The following is a 23,440-nucleotide window of genomic DNA, read 5'->3' as shown; positions in this document are numbered from 1 at the left end:
TGAAAAAAGGAGCAAGACTATGGAATCTTCCAAACAAGCAGTAAAAGTGAGCAATAATTATTGGATTAAAGTTGTCGCCTTGTTTTTTGTTGGCTGGATTTTAATGTATGCCACCCGAACGATTTTCAATCCAATTATGGGAATTATTGGTGAAAATTTTGGTTTAAGTAATACCCAATTAGGGTTAGCCAATTCTATTTTCTTTTTGACCTATGCAATTGCACAAGTACCATTTGGGGTTATTGGCGATAAAATTGGTCGTAAATTAGTGATTACGATTGGTTTTCTAATTATGGGTGTCATGACGTATTTTAGTGGTCTAGCAACAACCTTTGTCATGTTTTTAATTATTCGGGCAATGGCCGGTATTGGTCAAGGTGCGTATTATGGTCCACAATATGCTCTATCAACAGAATCTATTCCTAAAAGTAAACTAACATTAGGAACGGCTATTATTAATAGTGGGATGGCCTTTGGGACTTCAGGTGGCTACTTACTTTCCAGTAAATTGGTGTTGGAAAATGGGGAACATTGGAGTAAACCTTTCTTCATTATGGCGGTACCGACGATTATTGTTGCCATTTTATTTTACACATTATTAAAAGAAAAGGTTATTCGTCCAGAAGATGAAGCAAAAAAAGTGGCAGTAAATCCTACTGAAAATAAAGTTTCTTTTAAATCAATTATTTCCAACAAAAACTTATTGGCTGCATTCATTTTATGTTTCACAAGCATTTATGCCAATTTTGTTATTATTACCTGGTTGCCATCTTTTCTAATTGCTGAACGCGGTTTTGCTGGCACAAGCGTAGGTTTTATTTCTTCATTAGTACCGTGGGCGTCAATTCCTGGAGCGTTGATTTTTGCACGTATTGCCGATAAATCTGGCAGTACCAAAAAATTAGTGTATTTACTAGTGCCATTAGCCATTCTATCAGTCTTTTCAATTGCGTTTGTAACCAATCGTACACTACTAATTGCGGTGTTAATTTTATACGGTTTGACTGGGAAACTGGCTCTTGATCCAATCGTTGTAGCTTACGTGACAAAAAACGCACCAAAAGGTTCCTTGTCGACTACTTTAAGTGCGTATAACTTTATTGGAATGTCTGGGTCCATTTTAGCACCTTATATTACCGGCTTTTTAGCAGACACCGTTGGTTCTATGAAAATCGGTTTTTATCTTGCTTGTGTTTTACAAGTGATTGGTTTACTCGTTTTTGCGGTTTTAGCAAAAGATACAAAGGAAGAAGCATAGTTTTTAATAGCTGTGGTCGGAGCTAAAATAAGACTATTTTGATTTATAAAAACAATTTCAACTACCACAGCTATTATTTTAATCGCAGCGCTATCGTCTTATGATTGCGGGGAAAAACTAAAGATGGCGGGCGATCATTACAGTTATAGAGGTGAGGAAAATGACAAAAAAATTCTCCATGATCACCCAAATATTGATTGCTGTCGTTTTAGGTTTGGCATTTGGTTTGTTTATACCAGAATGGGCCCACTACTTAAAAATTATTGGCGATATCTTTTTAAAGTTGATGCAGATGGCAATACCAGTTTTGGTTTTAGGTCAAATTATTCAAGCAGTTGGCAGCATTAAGCCAAAAGAGTTAACGAGTTTAGGTATTCGCACGGTTGTAGTTTTTGGTGTGTCATCACTATTGGCAGCTAGTTGGGGTATTTTCATTGCAGTTTTGTTTAACCCCGGCTATGGTGTGGATATGACCGCCTCTTTAGGTCAAGGGATTAAAGAGCAGGAAATTTCTTTAAGCCAAACAATCAGTGACTTTTTCTCGAAAAATATTTTTGCTTCGTTGGCAGAAGGTTCTATTATTCAAATTATCGTATTTGCTTTATTTTTTGGCTTAGCTCTCAGTAAATTTATGCAAAAAAAACCAACCTCATCCTTATTCCAGATTATTGTAGATTTTAATGAAGTCATTATTAACATTATTTATTATGTGATGATTTTTGCTCCAATCGGGATTTTTTCCCTAATTGCTTCTACTATTAGTGAGTTGGGGATTAAGATTATATTGCCGCTAATGAAGTATTTGTTAGTCTATGGTTTAAGTACATTCCTGTTTTTAGTTTTATGGATAATCGTAATCGCCCTTTATGGCAAGTTAAATCCATGGCGGCTGGTTTTGAATATGAAAAATATGTCGGTGATGGCGCTTGCGACGACGTCTTCAGCGATTACACTACCAATTGCGATGGAAGAATCCCGGCATAAATTAGGGTTAAGCAATCGTATTACCAATTTAGTTTTACCTTTGGGGATGTCATTAAACAGTAATGGTTCGGCTATGCACATGGCGATTACGGTTATGACAATTGCCCAAATGTATCAAATGGATTTTTCGATTGAGAAAATGTTTTATCTGGCGATAACAGCAACGTTTGTTTCCTTAGCAAATGCTGTGGTACCAGGAGCAGGCCTTGTTTCGCTGGCGATTATTGTACCTCAAATGGGTCTACCTATTGAAAGTATTGCAATATTTGCTGGGGTAGAATGGTTTGTGGGAATGCTTCGGACGATTTTAAATGTAAATTCAGATGTTTATTCAGCGATTGTAGTAGCAAAATCTGTCAATGAAATTGACTATGGCATTTTCAATCAAACAAAAAGTTAGTCTAGGAGGTGGGAGAAAATTTTTGTCCCACCTCTTTCTTTTGAATAAACGGCGTTTAAGGTATAACTTTGTCAGCAATAGTCGACTGAGGAGCTGGAATCATATCTACTTGATCTTGAAGCTGAACACTTCTATCAAGCCCTTTTTTATTATGAGGACAAATAGGTTGTATTTACCTTTTTACGCCACTGGTTTTTTAATGTTCTTGTGATACTATAGAAAAATATGTAAAGAAGCTTTTTTTACTATTTTTTGAAGGGAAGAAAAGAAATGTCTGTTTTCTTTTATACGGATCGTGGCAACAAACAAAATGAGGACTTTGTCTACGGCAATGATACATTTGGTTTTATTTTAGATGGTGCCAGTGGATTAGGAGATAATTATTTGGCGGGTATGAGTGATGCGCAGGTTTTTAGCCATTTTATCGGCAGTCAGCTGATAACACTTTTGGCGAATGAAAAAATGGCAACAAGTCGTGCTTTGATGCAGGCTGTTACCAGCTTTGCACAAAATTACCGCAAAGAATTAGGAAAGTTAACCCCTGATTTGTGGCCGAGTGCCACATTTAGTTGTTATCGTAAAATTGGCACGGAAATGGAGTTTAGTTGGTTGGGAGATTCACCAATCACTGCATTTTTAAACCAACAAATGCGTACTTTCTATGATCGGACCGTTCCGCAAAATGATCAACGAATTGTTTCAATCTTTCATCAACTATTAAAAAAAGGCGAAACAATTGAAGCTGCAAAAGCGGCAGTGACAAAAGATTTGGTAAAAAATCGGCAAACAAAAAATACACCAAATGGATATGCGATTTTAGACCCGTCCCCAATTGGTATTGCGCGCTTATCACAAAAAAGTGTACCAGCTGACCAATTGGAAAAAATAGTCATTACCAGTGATGGCTTTTATCGGTTAGTGGATACCTTTAATGAATGTACACCGCATCAGTTAGGTCACTTTCAAGATTATGGGACTTTGGTAGCCGCCTGTGATCACCTTCGTAAGTTAGAAGGTGAAGATGCAAAATTGCTAACCTATCCGCGTTTTAAACAAAGTGACGATGCCAGTGTTCTTGTTTGGCAAAAATAAAAAGATGGACCACATCTCAGCTTCATGGCTGTAAACGTGGTCTATCTTTTTATTTTCATGAGATTATTTGCTTGGATTTTCACTAGGCATTGTTGACAATCTTTTGAATTTGATCGTCTAAGCTGCGAATAACATGGGCAGCATTGTTTTTAAAATCTTCACTAAAGCTGTTACCTGCTGGTGTGACAGTACCGACTTCTTTGTTCATAATATCGTAGATAACCAGACTTTCATCTTCTTTTTGCCAGTTCACTTTCCAATAAGGGCCTTCAAGTGCACCGTTTAAAATATCTTGTGCATTGTCTAAAACGGCTTGCAAAATAATTTTTTCTTCAGTCGTTGTGATACCTCGATTTTTGTCGTCGGCTAATTTTTCAGTTACTTCAATCATGTTAGTGGGAACAAGTAATGACATGGTAATTCCTCCTTTTTTTCTATTATAACTTTTATTTGAAAATGGGGGTAAAGATTACCTTTTCATCATTTTCAAGGTTTTTGTTTCACAAAAATGAAGAGAAGGTCTACACTTTAATTAGTGAATAAGTAAAAGTCAATTAATTAGTGAAAGGATGAAAAAAATGAACAATCACAGTGCATGTACGACGATTTTGGTAGGAAAAAAGGCTTCAATTGATGGTTCTACTATGATTGCCCGCAACGAAGATGGAGAAGCGCCATTAAATCCTAAGAATTTTATTGTAGTAAAACCAGAAGAACAAGTGCAAAATTACAAAGCTGTTATTAGCGGTGTTGAAATAAAATTACCTGACAATCCCTTGCGTTATACTGCTACGCCGGATGTTTCACCTAAAATCGGTATTTGGGGAGAATCTGGTATTAATAGCGCGAATGTTGCCATGTCAGCAACTGAAACAATTACAAGCAACTCTCGGATTTTGGGAGTTGATCCTTATGTGACAGGCGGTATTGGGGAAGAAGATATGCTGACTATCGTCTTGCCATATATTAAAAGTGCCCAAGCAGGCGTTAAACGCTTAGGCGCATTGTTAGAAGAATTCGGCACGTATGAACCAAATGGTATTGCCTTTTCTGATCAGGATGAAATTTGGTGGTTTGAAACAATCGGTGGACATCACTGGGCTGCTGTTAAAATTCCAGATGATGCTTATGTGGTGGCACCTAATCGGATGAATATTACTGACTTTGATTTTGATTCACCCGATACATTGTGTTCGAAAGATTTAAAAGAATTGATTCACACCTATCATTTAAATCCTGATTATACTGGCTATAATTTACGGCACATCTTTGGTAGTGCAACGGTAAAAGATAACCAATACAACAATCCGCGGGCTTGGTATGTGCAACGCTTCTTCACGCCAGAGATAGAACAATCACCCTTTGATCAAAATCTGCCATTCATTTGTAAAGCCAATCGTTTAATAAGTGTGGAAGATATCAAATGGGCGTTAAGTTCTCATTATGAAGAAACAGTCTATGATTGTTATGGCGACGGTACGAAAGCACAAAAAAGCCAGTTGCGTCCCATCGGCATTAACCGCAATCAAGAAGTACACATTTTGCAATTGCGTAATGACGTACCAAAAGAAATTGCAGGTATTCATTGGTTGGCTTTTGGTCCGAATACCTTTAACACTGTTGTGCCATTTTATGCAAATGTAGAAGATACACCAGCTTTTTATAAAGAAGTAAAAGAAGATTTTAGTTTGGATAATATGTATTGGTTAAGTGGCGTGATCGCCGTTTTAGGGGATACAAATTATAATTTATATTCAGATGTACGGGATGATTATGTACAAGATAGTGTTGCCGCTTTTCGTCATATCCAACACAAGGCAGATCAAAATGCAGTCAACGAAGAAGATAGCTCAAATTATTTAGCTTCAGTGAATGAAGAGTATGCCAAAGTGGCCAAAGAGTTGACAACAAAACTGCTTGGACAAATGGTAATGCTTGGTGCACCACAAATGAAGTTGCGTTTTAACTTAGGGGATTAATGTGAATACGTTGTAAAAGCCAATTAAGCAAAAAAGGAGCTGGGACCACTTATAGTCCCAGCTCCTTTTTACAATAAAAATTAATCTCAAAGCAGCTTATCGCAAAAGAAGTTGCTTTGAGATTAATCACTTTGTTAAAGGCTATAAAATTTGAAAGTCATGTCACTATTTTATTTCCTTACGCAATTTGTGCAAGGGTTTCTAAATTATTTTATGAATAGAACTTGTGGCGTTATGCTAAATTTGGGAATCATAGGAGGTTATAGCGATTTAATTTAAATGCGTTAATGCTTTTTTGGGTACCGCTTTTTCAGCGACTTCTTCCCACTGGGTCACGCCTTCTTTTTTGGTATTGTACGTAACTTTTAAGTATGCATTTTTCCGCAAGGGGCGTTCTTTGTTGGCACGAAAGGTTAATTCTTTACTTTTGCCATTTTCATCGTAACCGGTTAATTGATATTCGTAGTCTAAATATTCTTGGCCGCTGTCATCTTTTAAGGTCACTTGTTTACCATCTGTTGTCACTTGAACATAATAGGTATCGCCACCCATCTCTGTTGTTTCAATAAATTTAAATAATCCAAAGGCCGCGACGATAACAACCACTAAGCCGATTAATAGTTTTTTCATGTATTCCACCATCCTGTTTACTTTATAACACTATCTTAAACGGATTTTAAAAAAGGTACCATAGCTTTTTATTGCGAAAGACTTACATTTTTGCAATAAGCCGATTTTCATAAGTAAAAAAAATAGCCTTCTAAAAGGCTAAGGTGATCTGTTACAAGAAAATACGTCATGCCATTTTCTTATGTAATACGGCTAAAGGGGCTAAAAAAATAGCTTGGCGGAAACTATGGGGAATAGTTTTCCGCCTATTGGGAAATTAAGGTTATTGGGGAATATCCTTGTTTCTACTACTCATTTTAAACTGTTTTGACTAAATTGCATTATAATTATTCTAAATAGGAAAATCAAGATGGTTTACAATGTTATTTTCTTCATTATAAAAGGCGACAATATCCTCTTTTTTAGATAATTTTCGTTTTACTTCATTTTTTTTTGAATTAGAGAATTTTTTGATAAGAAAAAATTTGAAAAAATAGATAAAAACGCCTGCTGTACAATTGTTTTGAAAATAATTGTACAGCAGGCATTTTGCTTGGATTTTTTTGATTAACCTTTTACAGAACCAGAAGTAATCCCTTCTACATAATATTTTTGCATGAAGATAAATAAAATCGTAATTGGAATTGCAATCAGTACACAACCGGCTGTAAAAGACATAAATAAAGAGTTTGCAGTTGTTTTGTTCATCATTGAGAATAAGCCGATCGCAACGGTGTAGTTTTTAACATCGTCGCCCATGATGATCTTGGCAAAGATAAAGTCCATCCACGGAGCCATAAAGGCCATTAAAGCAGTGTAGACAATAATTGGCTTGGAAAGGGGAAGCGTAATTTTAGTAAAAATTTGCCATTTGTTGGCACCGTCAATCATGGCAGATTCATCCAAGGCCATTGGAATGGTATCAAAGAATCCCTTCGCAATATAAAAACCTAGGGCAGCGCCCGAAGAGTAGATCAAAATTAAAGCGACCAAACTTTGAGTTAAATCCATTGCTTTTAAAATATAGTAGACCGCAATCATACTCATAAAGCCAGGAAACATATTTAAAACTAAGGCCACTTTTAAAAATGGTTTCCGTAGTTTAAAACGCAATCGCGATAAGGCATAAGCCATGGCAATTGTAATGAAGGTTGAAAGCAGACAGCTAATAACTGCAACAAAAAGTGTGTTTAAAAACCAACGGACAAAAGGATAGTTGCCTGAAGCATCACTTAAAAGGGTAGCATAATTTCCCATTGTAAATTCTTTGGGGATGATATAAGGAACAAATGCGCCCCCTTCTGAACGAAAGCTCGTAAGAACAATCCAGAAAATAGGAAAGAGCCAAAAGACTGCCATAATCGTTAAAATGGCGTAGATTAACGTGCGGGTTGCTCTTTGTTTTTTATGATAACTTTTGCTTTTTGATTGTACCGCCATTTTTTACGCCTCCTTAAATGAATTTGTACGCGTGTAGGCCATTAAACTAAAGACTGCTGATAAGATGAAGATCAAAATACCGATAACAGAGGCTAAATTATAGTCCATCGTATTGACAGTCAAGTTATAAAGCCAAGTAACTAAAAGGTCAGTGGAACCAGCGCCGTAAAAGTCAGAGTTGGTTGGACCACCTTGGGTTAATAGATAGATAACGTTGAAGTTATTGATATTGCCGATAAATTGTTGAATTAAAGCTGGTGTCATGACAAATAGGATTTGTGGGAAAGTGATGTTACGGAAAATTTGGAATTTATTCGCCCCATCAATTTCAGCAGCTTCAATTTGATCAGTTGGCAAGTTTTGGATAATCCCAGTTGAAATTAACATCGTGACTGGAATCCCGATCCACATATTGACAACAATAACGGTAATTTTTGCTAAAATTGGATCTGTTAAAAAAGGAATCGAGCTAGAAATCCAACCTAAATTTTGTAAGATGGCATTAATTGGTCCCGCATCATTTAGTAAATTACGCATGACAAGTAAAGAGACAAATTGCGGCACAGCCATTGTAATAACAAAAAGTGTTCGCCACATTTTTTTGTATTTAATGCCTTTTGCGTTAATTAATAAGGCTAAGATAATACCAAAAAAGAAATTGGTTACAGTTGCAAAGATGGCCCAAATTAAGGTCCAGCCTAAGACGGGGAAGAAGGTTCCGGCCATATCACCGCTAATGACATTACCAAAATTTTGTAATCCAACCCAAGTAAATAAGCTTTTTGGTGGTAAGTGATTATGATCGTAGTTCGTAAAGGCGATGGAAATCATGTATAAAAGCGGTAAAACGGTAAAGAACAAGACACCGATTAATGGGACAGACATTAACGTAACATGGAAACGTTCGTTTAATAAGCTGCGTAAGTCTTGCGTAGTTGAAGGGATTTTATCGCCAGATAGTTTTAATTCAAAAAGGTGACGTGCACTTTTTAAGTTGATAACATATAAAATGATTAATAAAACACAGACTAAAATAGCCGCAATCCCAAATAGTAAAATCAACATGGAATTATCGCCTTTTTGTAAAAGTTCAATTCCTAAATCTTCGTTATAAACCAAACCTTGTTTTTTTGTGCCTAAGGTTTGAAGCATCGCTAAGGCGTGAGCACCATTGGTTACAAGCCAATAAATAAAGCCAATTTCACTGGCTAAAAACAAAAGACCTTTTGGAATTTGTTTGTTTGCCAGGTTAGCAGCACCCATAATGAAAAAAGATAATTTAGTGGGCAGATCACCTTTTTTAAAAAGCTCTCTAAAGGTGATGTGGGTTTCATAGTTTTTCTTTTTGAACATGTGGTCTTCACCTAACTTTCGTTTTTCCTGCTTGTATTTAAAAGAGGAATTTTGAATAAGGAGAATTGAACAAAACTCCCAGTTGTGTTTGAAAGCTAGCTGCATTGCCAAGCTTTCTTAACTAAAAAGGCCGAGCGAAAAAATCTGCAGGGATTTTTTGATCGGCCTTAAATTTTACACTTGCGTCAAACTAATAACGATTTATTCTGCTGATTTAGATGTATCAGCAACAAATTTATCCAATTTTGCTTGGTAGTCACTAGCGGCGATTTTACCTTTGTAAGTGTCGTTAATCAAAGCGTCCATTGGTGGCCAGAATGAAACCATTTCTGGTAATTTGGGCATTACAACAGAATGTTCTGGGTCAGCCATTTCCATAACTGCTTTTGCGACAGCGTCTTCTTTAACTTTGCTATCTTCTTGTAATTCTTTGTTAGCAGGAATTACGCCGTTTACTTCGAATTCTTTTTGTTGTGTTTCTTTACCACTTAGGTAGTCTGCTAATGCCATGGCTGCTAGTGGTGCTTTTGTTTGTTGGTTAACACCGTAAACTTTAACACCTAAAAAAGCTTTCATTTGTTTTGGACCATTGCCAAAATCAATGGTAGGGTAAGCTGCAACAGCCATGTTATCACCCAATGCTTTTTTCACATCATTTTTAGACCATGGACCAGAAAGGAAAGCATCTGTTTTACCAGATTGTAAGTTTGATAAGGCAGATGCGTTGGCTTGAACGACACCGGCATTATCTTTTTGTTTAGCGATCCAATCAAGAACTTGTACACCTTGTTCATCATTGAAGTTTGTTCCTTTTAAGTCTTCACCATTTTCACCATATAAAACATTGCCGTTACTCATGAATAATGGACCAAAGATGTAGTTGGCACCTGCTTCAGCAAAGTTTGTCCCGATTTTACCTTTTTGGGTTAACGTTGCCCAAGTTTTTACATCATCTGCAGATAATTTTGCTTTGTTATAGTAAAGAACTTGTGATTCAACACCATAAGGGTAGCCGTAAATTTTATCTTTCCAAGTAACACCGTTAACAGCTGCTTCGGTATTATTTTCTTTAATTTCTTCTGCTTGTTTTTTACCAACGGGATACAAAAGACCAGCTTCTGCCATTTGACCAATTTGATCGTGGGGCATCATGAAAACATCAGCAGCTTTTTCTGGGTCTTTTGAAACATCTGCTTTAGCGTCAGCAGATTGACCGGCTTTAATGGTTACTTTTACATCGGGATATTCTTTTTGGAAATCAGCAACAGCTTCTTTAATAGCTGGAATATGTTCAGTATCAATCCATACTTTTAAATCACCTTTTACTTCTTCAGATTTTGCGGATGAGTTATCTGCGCTGTCATCTTTTGAATCACTTGAACCACAAGCTGCTAATGTCATAGCAGATAAACTTAAAACTACGCCACCCATCAATAACTTTTTCCAATTTGATTTCATTTCTTGTTCCTCCCAAAAATTATTTAAATGATTTCGCTTACAAAATGTATTATGCAACCGATTGCGGAAATAGTCAAGCAATTTATTTGAAATATTTTTTTTGCTTTTTTTAAACACGTGATACAAATTGAAAGTTCCATAAAAGTTTTACGTATATAACGAAAACAATTGACGATATAGACTAATTTTGCGAACGAAAATAAGAATCGGTCATTTTAGTAACACTTGCAAAGAAGCAAAAAAATATAAATGCAATCGTTTGCGGTAATTTCGTTGAAATTCAAATTTTAATATGTCATAATGAAGCCGAAATGAACTTTTTCTCATGAAAAATATCGTGAGTAATCAAAAAAGAAGGGTGCGATTTGATGAATACAGCAGCAATTAATCACCGTCCAGATAGCGAGTTTGCCTATCTATATCAAAAAGATCTCATGCACATTCGCTTAAAAACAGCCAAAAATGATGTGAAAAAAGTAGAACTTCTTCATGGGGATACCTATACTTTAGAAGCAGAAAAGTGGTATCAAAAACCATTAGTAATGGAAAAATATTTAACGACTGAATTGCATGATTATTGGGTGGTAGCAACGAGTGAACCATATAAACGCATGGCTTATGGCTTTAAAGTTGTCGGTTTAGATGATAGTGAAATTTTTTATGGCGATCATGGCTGTTTTCCAGCTGAAAAAGAATACCTAAAGATGCCGAATAACTATTTTAGAATGCCGTATTTTCATGAAGTTGATCGCTTTAAAGCACCAGCGTGGGTAAAAAATACAGTATGGTATCAAATTTTTCCAGAGCGATTTGCCAACGGGGATAAAAGTAATGATCCAAAAGGAACGCTGCCGTGGGGCTCAAAAGATCCTGATCGTCAAGATTTTTTTGGTGGCGACTTACAAGGCGTTTTAGATCACTTAGACCATTTCACCGAACTTGGAATTAACGGTCTCTATTTTTGTCCGATTTTTAAAGCCCATTCCAATCACAAATACGATACGATCGATTACTTTGAAATTGATCCAGACTTTGGCGATAAAAAATTATTTAAAAAATTAGTAGCGGAATGTCATAAACGGGGCATCAAAATAATGTTAGATGCAGTCTTTAATCATATGGGGGATACTTCACCACAATGGCAAGATGTTTTGCAAAATGGTGCCGTTTCAAAATATGCTGATTGGTTTCACATTAATGAATTTCCAGCTAGCTATAAAGAAGGAAAAGATTTTGAAGATGCCTATGATATTACCTATGATGTTTTTGCTTTTACTCCCCATATGCCAAAATTAAATACAGCAAATCCAGAAGTAAAAAAATATCTTTTGGAGATTGCAGCGTATTGGATTAAAGAATTTGATATTGATGCTTGGCGTTTGGATGTCGCCAATGAAGTCGATCACACTTTTTGGCGGGAATTTCGGCAAGTGTGTGATGCAGCCAAAGATGATTTCTATATTTTAGGTGAAATTTGGCACTCTTCTCAAAGTTGGCTTAATGGTGATGAATTTACCGCTGTAATGAACTACGCATATACAGATGCCATTTCCGGTGCTTTTGTTAAAAAAGACATCACGTTAGAAAAAATGGTATCGGAAATTAATCGGCAATTAATGCTTTATCGCCAACAAACCAACCAAGTGCAATTTAATGTCTTAGATTCCCACGATACACCGCGAATTTTAACGGAGGCAAAAAACGATAAAGACTTAATGAAACAAGTAGAGGCTTTTACTTATTTACAACCCGGAGTACCGTGTATTTATTACGGCGATGAATTTGCCATGACAGGAGAAATGGATCCAGATTGTCGTAAATGTATGGTTTGGCAAGAAGAAGATCAGGACTTGGATATGTTTGCCTTTTTCAAAAAACTGGTCAAATTTCGCCGTGACTTTGCAAAAATACTATCAGAAGGTCAAATGATTTGGGAAAATATTGATCTAGCTAAACAGCAAATTGTACTTCAACGCAAATTAGCAGATAAAAAAATTATCGGCTATTTCAATTTGGGCGAAAATGCGAACTCTCTAACTATTAAAGGGGAAATTATTTTGGCTAATGGCTTTACTGCCGATCTGAAATTAGCTCCTAAAGGTTTTGTCATTACAAAAGAGGATTAGAAAGAGTGAAAAAAATGGAAAAACACTGGTGGCAAGAAGTTGTTGTATACCAAATTTATCCCCGCAGTTTTAAAGACAGCAATGGTGATGGAATTGGCGATATTGGCGGTATTATTGAAAAATTAGATTATTTAAAAAAACTGGGAATTGGTGCGATTTGGTTATCCCCAGTCTATGCCTCTCCTAATGATGATAATGGCTACGATATTTCAGATTATGAAGCGATTATGGCCGAATTTGGCACAATGGAGGATATGGAGCGACTAATTACTGAAGCTAAAAAACGTTCCATCAAAATTGTGATGGACTTAGTAGTCAATCATACTTCTGATGAGCATCAATGGTTTCTTGAAGCCAAAAAAGGCAAGGAAAATACCTACCGCGATTATTATGTGTGGGCCGATCCTAAAGCAGATGGCAGCGCGCCCAATGAATTGGGATCGACATTTTCTGGCAGCGCTTGGGAATTTGATGAAGCAAGTGGGCAGTATTACTTGCATTTATTCTCCAAAAAGCAGCCTGATTTAAATTGGGCCAATGAAAAAGTGCGGCAGGCAGTTTATGATATGATGAATTTTTGGATTGAAAAAGGAATTGGCGGTTTTCGTATGGATGTCATTGATTTGATCGGCAAAGTGCCAGAAAAGATGATTACCGGCAATGGTGCCAAACTCCATGACTATTTACAAGAGATGAACAAAGCAACTTTTGGTAAACACGATTTGTTAACCGTCGGCGAAACATGGGGAGCAACACCTGAAATTGCCAAATTATACTCGAATCCTAAACGCCAAGAGTTAAGCATGGTCTTTCAATTTGAACATGTCGCATTAGATGAACAGCCCCAAAAAAGCAAATGGGATTTACGCCCCCTTGCAGTGGCGCAATTGAAGGAAGTTTTTGCCAAATGGCAGACAGAACTAGGTGATGAAGGATGGAACTCACTATTTTGGAACAACCATGATTTACCCCGCATTATTTCCCGCTGGGGAGACGAAAAAAATTATCGTGTTAAAAGCGGTAAATTGTTAGCGATTTTATTACACTTACTAAAAGGGACGCCATATATTTATCAAGGAGAAGAAATTGGCATGACCAATCATTTGGTTAGTGCCATTGAAGAAGTTGACGATATTGAAAGTATTAACATGTATCATGAACGCCTCGCTCAAGGATATAAACCAGCTGAAATTATAAATGCCATCAATGTTAAAGGAAGAGATAATGCCAGAACACCCATGCAATGGGACGATAGTCAACACGCTGGTTTTACGACCGGTACACCGTGGCTTACGGTAAATGAGAATTATCCTAAAATAAACGTCACCCAAGCATTAGCGGATAAAGATTCACTTTTTTATACGTATCAAAAATTGATTCAATTACGAAAAGACAACCCGTTAGTGGTATGGGGGGATTTTCACCTATTAAAAACAGCTCCTGAAGTTTTTGCCTATACACGAAACTTCAAAGAAAAAACGTGGCTTGTTGTGACAAACTTTGCTAGTGAAGCAAATGAATTTCATTACGACGGTGCAATTAAGGAACTGATTTTATCCAACGGTCCTACGCCAAGTCAATTAGAAAAAGTTGTACTTATGCCTTGGGATGCTTTTGTCGTGGAAGTGGTGAAATCATGACCAATTGGTGGCAAAATGCAGTGGGGTATCAAATTTATCCCCGTAGTTTTTATGATAGTAATGGGGATGGCATTGGGGATATTAAAGGAATTATTGCCAAAATTCCCTATCTCAAGGAACTGGGAGTTGATTTTATTTGGTTAAATCCCATGTACAAATCTCCCAATGTAGATAATGGCTATGATATTTCTGATTATAAAGACATCGCGGCCGAATATGGTGATATGGCACAGTTTAAGGAACTTTTAGAGGCGTGCCACAAAGAAAATCTAAAAATTATTTTGGATTTAGTAGTCAATCACACCAGCGATCAGCACCCTTGGTTTGTGGAAGCAAAAAAAGGTAAAGAAAATCCGTACCGTAATTATTATCACTGGCAGAATGCTACGCCCGCTAACTTGCCGAATAATTGGCAGAGTTTTTTTGGCGGTTCAACTTGGACGGTCGATGAACCAAGTGGTCAGGCTTATTTTCACGTATTTGCGCCAGAACAACCGGATTTAAATTGGAAAAATGAAGCTGTGCGTACTGAAATTTACCAAATGATTCGCTGGTGGTTAGAACTGGGAATTGATGGATTTCGATTAGATGCCATCAGCCATATCCAAAAGGAACCTTGGAATTTTAAAATTAAAGATAATCCCTGGGCACCTTTCATGAATGTAGCTGGTATTGACAATTATATGAAGGATTTACAACAAATTTTTAATGAATACAATGTGATGACAGTAGGAGAAGCCAGTGGCGTTTCCAGTAAAAAAGCGGTTAATTGGACAGATTCAGAAGGTTATTTGGATATGATTTTTGAATTGGAACATAATGTTCGAAAAGGTGTTGCTGGAAGCGAACGGATTGATTTATTAGGCTTTAAAAAAGTTATCGCCCGTTGGCAAAAAGATTTAGGTAAAAAAGGTTGGAATGCCCTATATCTTGAAAATCATGATAATCCACGCTTTAACACAATTTTAGGCAACGAAACCAAGAAATCAGCGAAAGCTTTAGCCATGATGTATTTATTATTACGTGGGACGCCTTTTATTTATCAAGGGCAAGAATTAGGCGCAACAAATTATCCATTTCAAACAATTTCAGAAGTGGATGCCAAAGATACCCTTTCTTTTTATCATCGGCTGCTAGCTGAAAATAAAAGTGAAGCAGAAGCATTGCAGCTTGCCACTTCTTGGAGTCGTGATCATGCTCGTACCCCAATGCAATGGGATGATAGCAAAAACGCTGGCTTTACTACAGGTACACCTTGGCTGAAAGTCAATCCCAATTATGTCAAAATCAATGTTGCAGCTGAAAAAGAAGATCCTGACTCGGTCTTGAATTTTTATCGTCAATTGATTCAAATACGTAGACAAGAGGAGACTTTTGCAACTGGGACCTTTGAATTATTGGCTCAAAATGACCCTGATATTTTTGCATATTTAAGAAAAGGGGAAAAGCAGTTTTTAATTATTACCAATATCAGCCCAAAAACTAGAAAATTAACGTTGCCCAAAAAAATCTGGCAGAAAAATTGGCAGTCTTATATTACAAACGACAAAACCGCCCCTAAAAAATTAACAAAAGAAATGACATTTGGTCCTTACGATGCTTTGTTATTCGTGGAGCAATCAAATAGCTGATAATTTATAATCTAGCAAAAAAGCGAGCCCCACTAAGGTCGGCTCGCTTTTTTTGTGCTATCAATATTCTTTTTTTTACTTGCTAAATTTAATGAAATAAATATGGTGGAGTATTATTGTTTTGGCGCGCAATTTTGAAACAAAAGGTCCATTTATTATTCCTGTTTATCAAATGCTGTCTGGTTTATTTGCTATCATTTTTGACCGTATCAGGTATGACAAACTAAATCATTTTAAAATTTAGCTTGAAAATATCTCAGTAAGTGCCAGTTTTATATTTTTGTGTTCTTTAATGCAAGTAAATGTTTTCTGAGAGTAGCATCGGTAGCATAAATATATAAACCAAATTTTCCGCGTTTGAATAAAATATTGATGCTGTTTGCGACAATCTCATTTTTTGCTTTTGCTAATGAAGCAACATCTGTTCTGGTTTTAAAGGCTTCATGATCTTCGTAAAGATTACTGTCAATGTAAATTTTTTCCTCTGCTTCATCATATTTTACGCTCGGTCCTAAGATGACTCCGGCATAATTTAAATCAAAGCCTTGGATCGTGTAAATCGAGCCGACTTCATTAATAGTTTCGGGGCGTTCTGCCCAAGGGCGATCGGTAAAATTAAGTTTGTCCCAGGGAAGTTTCAAATTTCCGGCGGTTACAAACCATTTTTTATCGTCCAAGACAGTGAAGGGGAAATCAGTAGTAGCTAGTAATCGGGATAGGCCAAATTGCTGATTTTTAGTTTTGATTTTCTCGTAAAGAGACAGCCCATCGGCAAAAAATTCTAACTCAAAGTTTTTTGTTGTTGGTTTTGGGGCTAAATGCCCCTTTACAAAGGCATTAATCCAGTCTGTCACTTTGGCATCCTGGAGCCGATATTGCTGATCTAAGTAATAATATTGGGTAGGGTAGTCCTTTAATAGACTTTTTAACCAGTTAGGTTGCCAATAGCTTTTCAATTTTATTACTTGTGCAAAATCAAAAACTAAAATAACGACCTTGGCTAATTTCATAATTTCGACTAATTGATTTGTCTGTTGAAATTTATTAAATGGATCTGACTTACTCAATAAGAGATGCCCCTCATCAATCATGATAATCTCAGCTTTTTTATGCTCCTTTTGATAGTGGTTAATAAAAGGTGTTGGTTTCATGAAATCTTTTTTGTATAAATAAGTAGATTGCTGGGCTAATTCTTTATAGATCTTCAACATTTCGTTGTGATTGACCAATAATTTATTGTCAAAACCGCTAAAGGCGGTGTTAGGTTGCCGACTTAGTTTTTGCAGCTTTTCAAAGGCGCTGGCTAAAACAATACTTTTTCCCGCGCCAGCCTCACCACTTAAAACAAAGACAGCTGTTTTGTCACAAGGAATATTTGTTGCACTAAAATCTAAAATTTTGCGGACTACATTTTGCTGGTTGTCATCGAGTTTTGCTGTTTTTGGCAAAATAAAACTGCTAGTTAAAGTTTCCATTTAATCACTTCCTAAAACTATTGTAGAAAAATTGCGAGTATTTGTAGAATATTTTGTTTTAAAAGCGCTATTGTTTTTGCTAAATTGCTAGTTTCTTTATAATAAAGAAGAGACTTCAATTAATTAAAAAAAGGGATGAGAAAAATGGAAAAAGAAACAAATCAAGGGATGATGGCCGTAATTGCTGCTTTAGTTGCCAATATATTAGTGGCGATTAGTAAATTTGTCGGCTACTTGTTAAGCGGGAGTGCCGCAATGTTAAACGAGAGTATTCATAGTGTCGTCGATTGTAGCAATCAAGCGCTATTGCTAATCGGGGATAAGTGGGCGGCACGTCCGGTCAGCCAGTTGCATCAGTTTGGTGAGGGGCGAGCAAAGTATTTTTTTAGTACCATTGTCGCGATGATGCTTTTCTTTGGTGGTGGTGCTTTAGGTGTGATGGAAGCAATGGAAAAGCTTTTTCATCCGGCTCACGAAGTTGGTAACCAATGGCTTGTGATTATCATTTTAATTTTTGGGATGGCAGTAGAAGGGAGCTCACTACGCATTGCCTTTAAAGAAATTAAGGAATTGAATGAAGAGAAGTTACCGTTATTTCGCTTTTTAAGAGAAAGCCGTCACAGCGAAATTTTAATTATTTTTACCGAAGATTTTTGTGCAGTGATTGGTTTAGTAATAGCTTTAATGGGAACTATTTTAACCATGGTAACCGGCAATGCACTATTTGATGCTTTAAGCGGGTTATTAATCGGTCTATTGTTAATGTTCGCTGCAATTTTTCTAGCACGGGAATTTTATAGTCTAATTATTGGCGAAAGCGTTACTGCTAGTGATTTGAAAAAGATTAAAGCAGCCTTTTCGCGCACAGAAGTAAAACGTCTGATTGATATTAAGACTGTGCACTTGGGGCCAACAGAAATTATGATTGCCGCAAAAATTGACATCGTTGATGAAGCAGAAGCCCATAGTTATAGGGTTGTAAATGAGATCGAGCGCCAAATTCGTCAAAGTCTGCCAGATAAAAAAGCCTATATTTATATCGAAACAGACGAATACGATCCCAACTACGTTAGAAAATAAAAAGAGGCTAAATGAGAATTTTGGCTAAAACTAGCATAAACGCGTCTTGTTTGCTACAATGAAAAAGAATTTTATAACAAGAAAGAAGGATTTAGACAATGATTGCAGCAAGCGACTTACGGGCAGGGATGACATTTGTCCAAGACGGTAAATTAATCAAAGTTTTAGATGCGAGTCATCATAAACCAGGTAAAGGAAACACGGTAATGCGAATGAAACTTCGCGACGTTCGAACTGGTGCGACGTATGACACAACTTTACGTCCTGATGAAAAATTTGAAAAAGCACACATCGATACAAAACCTGTGCAATATTTATATACAATGGATGATACAGCCTTTTTCATGGATTTGGAAACATATGAACAATATGAAATTCCAGTTGAAACAATTGCAGAAGAAATGAAATACTTGTTGGAGAATATGGAAGTTAAAATTCAATTCTTCGGTTCTGAAGTAATTGGGGTGCAATTACCAACAACTGTTGTCTTAGTTGTTACAGAAACACAACCTTCAATTAAAGGTGCAACTGTAACTGGCTCTGGTAAACCGGCAACAATGGAAACAGGCTTAGTTGTTAACGTACCAGATTTTATTGAAGCCGGTGAAAGCTTAGAAATTAACACGGCTGAAGGTACGTATATCAAACGTGCAAAATAATTGAAATGAAAACCAAGAGGTGCAACTTTTACTCTTGGTTTTTTTGTGCTACTTTTTTAATAGCAAAACTTTTTTTGAAGAGGGGGCATTTGAGTGGATTACATAATTGTAGCTTTCTTTGCGTTTTTTGGTGGCAATGCACGCTATTTATTGGGTTTAAGTTTACCTGTAGTCAATGGCTTTCCGCTAGGAACCTTGGTGGCCAATTTATTGGGCTGTTTTTTGTTTAGCTGGTTAGTAAAACACATTATGGCCGATCAAGATGTCAACGGCCGGTTAATTCTAGGCGTGGGTACTGGCTTTTTTGGTGCCTTTACAACATTTTCTTCCTTTGCTTTAGATACGGTAAAACTTTTTGAAACAAACGTTTTATTGGCGGGACTTTATTTAGCTGTATCCATTTTTGGTGGAATTTTAATGGCCTATCTAGGAGAAAAAGTATGGCGCCCAAAGCCTCATAAGGAGGACTTAGAATGAATATGCTACTGGTTGGTTTGGGAGCTGCGTTAGGTGCTATGGCACGCTTTTTTACTAATCGTTTTTTTGAAAAGCGACCCCATCCGTATCCGTGGGCGACCCAAATTATTAATTTAACAGGTGCTTTTATCTTAGGAGTATTTTCTGGCTTGCATTTAAGTGATGCCGCATATTTGTTTTTGGGAACGGGTATGATGGGCGGGTACACGACTTTTTCTACCTTTAATTTTGAATTATTAACTTTGTGGCAGGCAAAACCTAAACTTTTTTATCGCTATTTTGCTATTTCTTATGGTGGCGGCTTATTTTTAAGCTTTCTGGGGGTTTTCGTAGGAAGTTTGGGACAATAAAATACCCAAAGAATATTTAGTTAAAAGACGGTATTTTGTCTTTGCTAAAGTCCTTTGGGTATTTTCTATTTCATGATTTGATAGACATCTTTTGAAATACGCGAGATAATCTCATAGCCGGTACCTTGTGTCATTACACTAATAACATAAGGTTCTTTTGTATAGACAATGCCACAATCGTGAGCATAGCCGCCGAGATCACCAATTTTATGAGCCACCCGCACTGGCAAATATTTTGGCAAACGCTGACTATCATAGGTTGTATGGGAAAGATAAGTCAGCACCTTGCCTCCTTCAAAATACATAGCTTTTAAAAGACGCGTATTTTCTTTGGCATTAATCACACTAAAACGCGTCCATTTGCGGCCAATGATACTACTAATTTCATTTTTCATTTTTTGACTATATTTATCAGCCCCATAATAGCCTAAGAAATTAGCACCTTGATTATCCGAATACTTACAAGTCCAGTTCATAATTGTATCTAAAGAATAATAGTTACCAAAACGTTTGGATTGTAAAATACCAGCTCCGCCCCGCATATAAGATAAAGACATTTTATTGATCGCATCGGTGTAACGATATTTTTTATAAGGATTTAACTTTTTGGCATTGATTTGCTTTTGCGTATAATACAAAGCCGGTAATTTGCCGGTGCTGGCCGCATGAAAATTTTTATTTCCATTTATTTGGGCTACGCTACCGTCGGTTAAACTCATCACGTAAATGCCTAAATTTTTATTTTTATATTTACGATTGAGTAATTGTTGCACCTGTTTTAATTTTTGGGCTTTGGAAGTTGCTTGTTTTGTGGCACCAGCATTAATGTATCCTTGCCATTTGCCAGATTGGGTATAAAGACTTAAATAGCGAGCTCCATTTGCGTGCTCGTAGTAGCCTTTAGCAACATACAGACTGCCCATTAGCTTTTGACTTGTATTTTTCTTTTGCCATTTAAAATTTTGCCATAATGGTTGATTTTTGTTGGTTAAAACAACGCTCTTACCCCACTTTTGATAAATGCCTTGAGGACCGGCTGCTATTTTTGTGGCGGCACTATTTAAATAGCCAATCCAGTTGCCTTTTTGATTATAAAGTGTGTAATAAGTTGCGCCATTAACATGGCGATAAAGACCGCGAGCCAAAAATGTTTTGCCGTAAAGATTTCTAGTTTTATTGCGATATTTCCAGTTGAAATTTTGATGAATTTGATAATTTTTATTGTTAATGGTAACGTATTTGCCTAATTTTTGGTAAACTCCTTGTCCACCGGGGGCAGTTGTGGTTGCTTTGACATTGGTAAATCCGACTCGTACTTGCTTGCCGCCTTTAAGTTGGTAAAGGCTGTAATAATCATTGCCGTCAAAATGGTGGTATAACTCTTTTACTAAAAAGGACTGCTGATAATATTTTTTAGTCGTTTGTGGGGTGCTCTGAATCCAAGATTGCAAAAAAGGATAATTTGTAGCGGTTAAGGTTACATATTTTTGCTGTTTAATCGCAGTTCCTGCAATTGAGGTGATATTGGTACTACTGGCTTTAATAAAGCCAACGAAATTTCCTTTATTTGAATATAAATCAAAATATTTCTCACCATCGGCATGAAGGTAAGTATTGCGACTTTGCCAAGTTTTCAGTGTCAAAGGATTGGTTGACTGTCCATTTTGTAAGGTGTTATCTCCCCAATATGTTGTGGCATTTTTGAAGGTGAGATACTGAATTTTAGGTTGAGGCAATCCCAGTGGACTATCACTTAGGACACCGCTAGTAGCTAAGACATAAAATATGGTTTGACCTTGCAATTTGTAATAGACTTTATCATCAAAAGTGGTAATTTTACTTAAAATTTGGAAAGTCTGCTGGAAATAATTTTTTGTTATTCCTGCTGGTGTTGCTGTGAAATCTGTCCAAAAGTTATCATTTGGCGTTGTAATGGTAAAGTATTTCTTTTCACTGGCTGTTGTATAAAACGCAGGGGCGGTGTTATTTTTTTGCAGTTGTGCTTCATCTTTTCTGTCTGTTGTTGCGATAGGTTCATTATGTAACGAGGTACTTGTCTCTTTTGTGGTGCTAGTGATTGTTTCTGTTACTTCTTCTTGCATACTCGTGTTTGTTGTTGCTGCTAAAGTGCTGGACGAAAAAGAAATCACTAACGCCAAACCAACGAATATCAACCCGATCTTTTTCATAGTTATCCTCCTTTTTTGTTGCCGCTTTCATTTTTGATGGTACCATAAAAGGGTCCTCCAGCAAAAAGAGAACCCTTTTTTTAGACGATTTAGTTAAAGTTGATTTTGCTTTTGATGGGCTTTTAAATAGGCTTCTTTTTGTAGTCGGCTTAACTTTTTAAAGGCAGCTTCAGCTTTAGTTGCACTACTGCGATCAAAAAAGACTTCTGCATGCACCATTTGTAGTGGTCGTCTTTTTTTTAGCCGAGTATACTTGGCACCAACGCCGTCATTATGTTCTTTTAAGCGGCGGGCCAAATCTGTCGTATAGCCGGCATAAAAAGTATTATCTCGGCATAAGAGAACATAAAAATAATGCTTATTGGCCATAAAGCATCGCCTTAATAGCTGGGGTATATTCATTTGTTTTGGAATATACGGTTAGTGGTGGCAAAATTTTAAATCCGTCTTTTTTACCATTTTTTATTCCTTCAACTAAAACAATATTTGCATCTTTATTGGCTTTAGGATAGACAAATTGAACGCGCTTTGGCGCGATGCGATAGGCCTGCATCAATTCTAAAATTTCTAAAAAACGATCAGGTCGATGGACTAAAGCCAAGCGTCCATTCATCTTTAGCATTTGGCTGGAGACGTCAATGACATCTTCTAGTGTCGCGTGGATTTCATGGCGGGCAATGGCCAAATGGGGATTAGGATTTTTTTCATTTGTCGCTAGGTTTTTAAAATAAGGAGGATTGCACAAGACCAGTTCTACCGAATCTTTTTTTATAACCGATAAGCTATCTTTTAAATTTAGTTCATAGACTTTTAGCTGTTCTTCCAAATGGTTTAAAGCGATACTGCGTTGTGCCATATCCGCTAAGCGGGGTTGAATTTCGATTTGATCAATTTTGGCATTTGTTTTATGACTGACAAAAAGACCAACCGCCCCATTGCCAGCACAGAGATCAACAATTTTACCTCGCTTGGGAATATTGGGAAAGTTTGCCAGTAAGACGGCATCGATGGAAAAAGAAAAGACATCTTTACTTTGAATGATCTTAATTCCTTCTGCGTATAAAGCATCAATACGTTCATTTTTATTTAACACAATTTACACCTGCAATTTTTTTTAATTGAAAATCTCTACTCGTATTATACTCGACTGATAAAGTGGTGCAACTGTTGGTAAAAAAAGCTTGTCAAAAGATACTTTTTTTTGCATACTTAGACCGTGTTGTATTTGAAATAATTTGTG

At 36.6% G+C, this 23,440-nt stretch carries 20 protein-coding genes; 11 read left to right on the top strand and 9 right to left on the bottom strand.

The genetic code is table 11. The features are described 5' to 3' along the window. Positions 1–19: 19 nt before the first annotated feature. From K4422_RS04680 to K4422_RS04670, 3 genes are all read left to right on the top strand, one after another. Entirely contained in the window at positions 20–1,258 is a 1,239-nt protein-coding gene (locus K4422_RS04680) for an MFS transporter (RefSeq protein WP_206904462.1), read from the top strand. A 160-nt stretch (positions 1,259–1,418) separates the two neighbouring features. Then, a complete protein-coding gene (locus K4422_RS04675; RefSeq protein WP_230709449.1) occupies positions 1,419–2,642 on the top strand; it encodes a dicarboxylate/amino acid:cation symporter in 1,224 nt (407 codons plus the stop codon). Between the two features lie 252 nt (positions 2,643–2,894). Then, positions 2,895–3,734: a hypothetical protein gene (locus tag K4422_RS04670; protein WP_230709447.1), complete on the top strand. Its 840-nt coding sequence runs from the start codon at positions 2,895–2,897 to the stop codon at positions 3,732–3,734. 82 nt (positions 3,735–3,816) lie between these two features. Here K4422_RS04670 and K4422_RS04665 read toward each other — a convergent pair whose 3' ends face one another. Next, positions 3,817–4,149 (bottom strand): hypothetical protein, encoded by a 333-nt coding sequence (locus tag K4422_RS04665; protein WP_230709444.1) that lies wholly within the window; start codon positions 4,147–4,149, stop codon positions 3,817–3,819. Between the two features lie 163 nt (positions 4,150–4,312). Here K4422_RS04665 and K4422_RS04660 point away from each other — a divergent pair, with 163 nt between their 5' ends. Beyond that, on the top strand, positions 4,313–5,713 hold the full coding sequence (locus K4422_RS04660) for a C69 family dipeptidase (protein WP_230709442.1): 1,401 nt from the start codon (positions 4,313–4,315) through the stop codon (positions 5,711–5,713). 270 nt (positions 5,714–5,983) lie between these two features. Here the strand turns inward: K4422_RS04660 and K4422_RS04655 are convergent, their stop codons facing one another. The 4 genes from K4422_RS04655 to K4422_RS04640 form a co-directional block, all read right to left on the bottom strand. Further along, positions 5,984–6,343, bottom strand: a complete 360-nt coding sequence (locus K4422_RS04655) for a YxeA family protein (protein WP_206904478.1) — start codon at positions 6,341–6,343, stop codon at positions 5,984–5,986. Between the two features lie 546 nt (positions 6,344–6,889). Beyond that, complete coding sequence (locus tag K4422_RS04650) at positions 6,890–7,762, bottom strand: sugar ABC transporter permease (protein ID WP_230709440.1); 873 nt, start codon at positions 7,760–7,762, stop codon at positions 6,890–6,892. 3 nt (positions 7,763–7,765) lie between these two features. Beyond that, positions 7,766–9,115 (bottom strand): carbohydrate ABC transporter permease, encoded by a 1,350-nt coding sequence (locus tag K4422_RS04645; RefSeq protein WP_206904482.1) that lies wholly within the window; start codon positions 9,113–9,115, stop codon positions 7,766–7,768. A 201-nt stretch (positions 9,116–9,316) separates the two neighbouring features. Beyond that, the gene (locus K4422_RS04640) at positions 9,317–10,573 is read right to left on the bottom strand and encodes an extracellular solute-binding protein (protein ID WP_230709438.1); all 1,257 of its coding nucleotides are present in this window, start codon (positions 10,571–10,573) and stop codon (positions 9,317–9,319) included. A gap of 368 nt (positions 10,574–10,941) precedes the next feature. Between K4422_RS04640 and K4422_RS04635 the strand changes: the two genes are divergently transcribed. The 3 genes from K4422_RS04635 to K4422_RS04625 are packed head-to-tail and all read left to right on the top strand — an operon-like array spanning position 10,942 to position 15,970. Beyond that, complete coding sequence (locus K4422_RS04635) at positions 10,942–12,699, top strand: glycoside hydrolase family 13 protein (RefSeq protein ID WP_230709437.1); 1,758 nt, start codon at positions 10,942–10,944, stop codon at positions 12,697–12,699. Between the two features lie 14 nt (positions 12,700–12,713). Next, the gene (locus K4422_RS04630; RefSeq protein ID WP_230709435.1) at positions 12,714–14,339 is read left to right on the top strand and encodes a glycoside hydrolase family 13 protein; all 1,626 of its coding nucleotides are present in this window, start codon (positions 12,714–12,716) and stop codon (positions 14,337–14,339) included. Then, positions 14,336–15,970 (top strand): glycoside hydrolase family 13 protein, encoded by a 1,635-nt coding sequence (locus K4422_RS04625; RefSeq protein WP_230709433.1) that lies wholly within the window; start codon positions 14,336–14,338, stop codon positions 15,968–15,970. Before K4422_RS04630 ends, K4422_RS04625 begins: the two co-directional genes overlap by 4 nt. Before the next feature lie 272 nt (positions 15,971–16,242). Here the strand turns inward: K4422_RS04625 and K4422_RS04620 are convergent, their stop codons facing one another. Further along, on the bottom strand, positions 16,243–17,445 hold the full coding sequence (locus tag K4422_RS04620) for a DUF2075 domain-containing protein (protein WP_230709430.1): 1,203 nt from the start codon (positions 17,443–17,445) through the stop codon (positions 16,243–16,245). Between the two features lie 144 nt (positions 17,446–17,589). Between K4422_RS04620 and K4422_RS04615 the strand changes: the two genes are divergently transcribed. The 4 genes from K4422_RS04615 to K4422_RS04600 all read left to right on the top strand — a co-directional run bounded on the left by K4422_RS04615 (position 17,590) and on the right by K4422_RS04600 (position 20,011). Beyond that, the gene (locus tag K4422_RS04615; protein ID WP_230709427.1) at positions 17,590–18,525 is read left to right on the top strand and encodes a cation diffusion facilitator family transporter; all 936 of its coding nucleotides are present in this window, start codon (positions 17,590–17,592) and stop codon (positions 18,523–18,525) included. A 98-nt stretch (positions 18,526–18,623) separates the two neighbouring features. Next, the gene (gene efp / locus K4422_RS04610; RefSeq protein WP_206904491.1) at positions 18,624–19,184 is read left to right on the top strand and encodes an elongation factor P; all 561 of its coding nucleotides are present in this window, start codon (positions 18,624–18,626) and stop codon (positions 19,182–19,184) included. A gap of 93 nt (positions 19,185–19,277) precedes the next feature. Then, positions 19,278–19,661 carry a fluoride efflux transporter FluC gene (locus tag K4422_RS04605; RefSeq protein WP_230709425.1) on the top strand — a complete coding sequence of 128 codons (384 nt, stop codon included), beginning with the start codon at positions 19,278–19,280 and terminating at the stop codon, positions 19,659–19,661. Beyond that, positions 19,658–20,011 (top strand): fluoride efflux transporter FluC, encoded by a 354-nt coding sequence (locus K4422_RS04600; protein WP_230709423.1) that lies wholly within the window; start codon positions 19,658–19,660, stop codon positions 20,009–20,011. Before K4422_RS04605 ends, K4422_RS04600 begins: the two co-directional genes overlap by 4 nt. A 65-nt stretch (positions 20,012–20,076) precedes the next feature. On the opposite strand, the gene K4422_RS04595 is transcribed toward K4422_RS04600, so the two are convergent. From K4422_RS04595 to K4422_RS04585, 3 genes are all read right to left on the bottom strand, one after another. After that, a complete protein-coding gene (locus K4422_RS04595) occupies positions 20,077–22,200 on the bottom strand; it encodes a serine hydrolase (protein ID WP_230709421.1) in 2,124 nt (707 codons plus the stop codon). A gap of 93 nt (positions 22,201–22,293) precedes the next feature. Next, a complete protein-coding gene (locus K4422_RS04590) occupies positions 22,294–22,569 on the bottom strand; it encodes a GIY-YIG nuclease family protein (protein ID WP_230709419.1) in 276 nt (91 codons plus the stop codon). Further along, positions 22,559–23,293, bottom strand: a complete 735-nt coding sequence (locus K4422_RS04585; protein WP_206904509.1) for a tRNA1(Val) (adenine(37)-N6)-methyltransferase — start codon at positions 23,291–23,293, stop codon at positions 22,559–22,561. Before K4422_RS04585 ends, K4422_RS04590 begins: the two co-directional genes overlap by 11 nt. Between the last annotated feature and the right edge of the window lie 147 nt (positions 23,294–23,440).

The sequence above is a fragment of the Enterococcus sp. SMC-9 genome (assembly GCF_021011285.1).
Taxonomy (GTDB): Bacteria; Bacillota; Bacilli; order Lactobacillales; family Enterococcaceae; genus Enterococcus_C; species Enterococcus_C montenegrensis.
The sequence above is the reverse complement of the archived record's forward strand: the minus strand, read 5'-3'. Positions and strand labels throughout refer to the sequence as shown.

What these genes read in the sequence shown, in the direction of transcription:
- K4422_RS04680 (WP_206904462.1), top strand. Translation starts at nt 20, where the DNA reads ATGGAATCTTCCAAACAAGCAGTAAAAGTGAGCAATAATTATTGGATT.
- K4422_RS04675 (WP_230709449.1), top strand. Translation starts at nt 1,419, where the DNA reads ATGACAAAAAAATTCTCCATGATCACCCAAATATTGATTGCTGTCGTT.
- K4422_RS04665 (WP_230709444.1), bottom strand. Translation starts at nt 4,149, where the DNA reads ATGTCATTACTTGTTCCCACTAACATGATTGAAGTAACTGAAAAATTA.
- K4422_RS04660 (WP_230709442.1), top strand. Translation starts at nt 4,313, where the DNA reads ATGAACAATCACAGTGCATGTACGACGATTTTGGTAGGAAAAAAGGCT.
- K4422_RS04655 (WP_206904478.1), bottom strand. Translation starts at nt 6,343, where the DNA reads ATGAAAAAACTATTAATCGGCTTAGTGGTTGTTATCGTCGCGGCCTTT.
- K4422_RS04650 (WP_230709440.1), bottom strand. Translation starts at nt 7,762, where the DNA reads ATGGCGGTACAATCAAAAAGCAAAAGTTATCATAAAAAACAAAGAGCA.
- K4422_RS04645 (WP_206904482.1), bottom strand. Translation starts at nt 9,115, where the DNA reads ATGTTCAAAAAGAAAAACTATGAAACCCACATCACCTTTAGAGAGCTT.
- K4422_RS04640 (WP_230709438.1), bottom strand. Translation starts at nt 10,573, where the DNA reads ATGAAATCAAATTGGAAAAAGTTATTGATGGGTGGCGTAGTTTTAAGT.
- K4422_RS04635 (WP_230709437.1), top strand. Translation starts at nt 10,942, where the DNA reads ATGAATACAGCAGCAATTAATCACCGTCCAGATAGCGAGTTTGCCTAT.
- K4422_RS04630 (WP_230709435.1), top strand. Translation starts at nt 12,714, where the DNA reads ATGGAAAAACACTGGTGGCAAGAAGTTGTTGTATACCAAATTTATCCC.
- K4422_RS04625 (WP_230709433.1), top strand. Translation starts at nt 14,336, where the DNA reads ATGACCAATTGGTGGCAAAATGCAGTGGGGTATCAAATTTATCCCCGT.
- K4422_RS04620 (WP_230709430.1), bottom strand. Translation starts at nt 17,445, where the DNA reads ATGGAAACTTTAACTAGCAGTTTTATTTTGCCAAAAACAGCAAAACTC.
- K4422_RS04615 (WP_230709427.1), top strand. Translation starts at nt 17,590, where the DNA reads ATGGAAAAAGAAACAAATCAAGGGATGATGGCCGTAATTGCTGCTTTA.
- efp (WP_206904491.1), top strand. Translation starts at nt 18,624, where the DNA reads ATGATTGCAGCAAGCGACTTACGGGCAGGGATGACATTTGTCCAAGAC.
- K4422_RS04600 (WP_230709423.1), top strand. Translation starts at nt 19,658, where the DNA reads ATGAATATGCTACTGGTTGGTTTGGGAGCTGCGTTAGGTGCTATGGCA.
- K4422_RS04595 (WP_230709421.1), bottom strand. Translation starts at nt 22,200, where the DNA reads ATGAAAAAGATCGGGTTGATATTCGTTGGTTTGGCGTTAGTGATTTCT.
- K4422_RS04590 (WP_230709419.1), bottom strand. Translation starts at nt 22,569, where the DNA reads ATGGCCAATAAGCATTATTTTTATGTTCTCTTATGCCGAGATAATACT.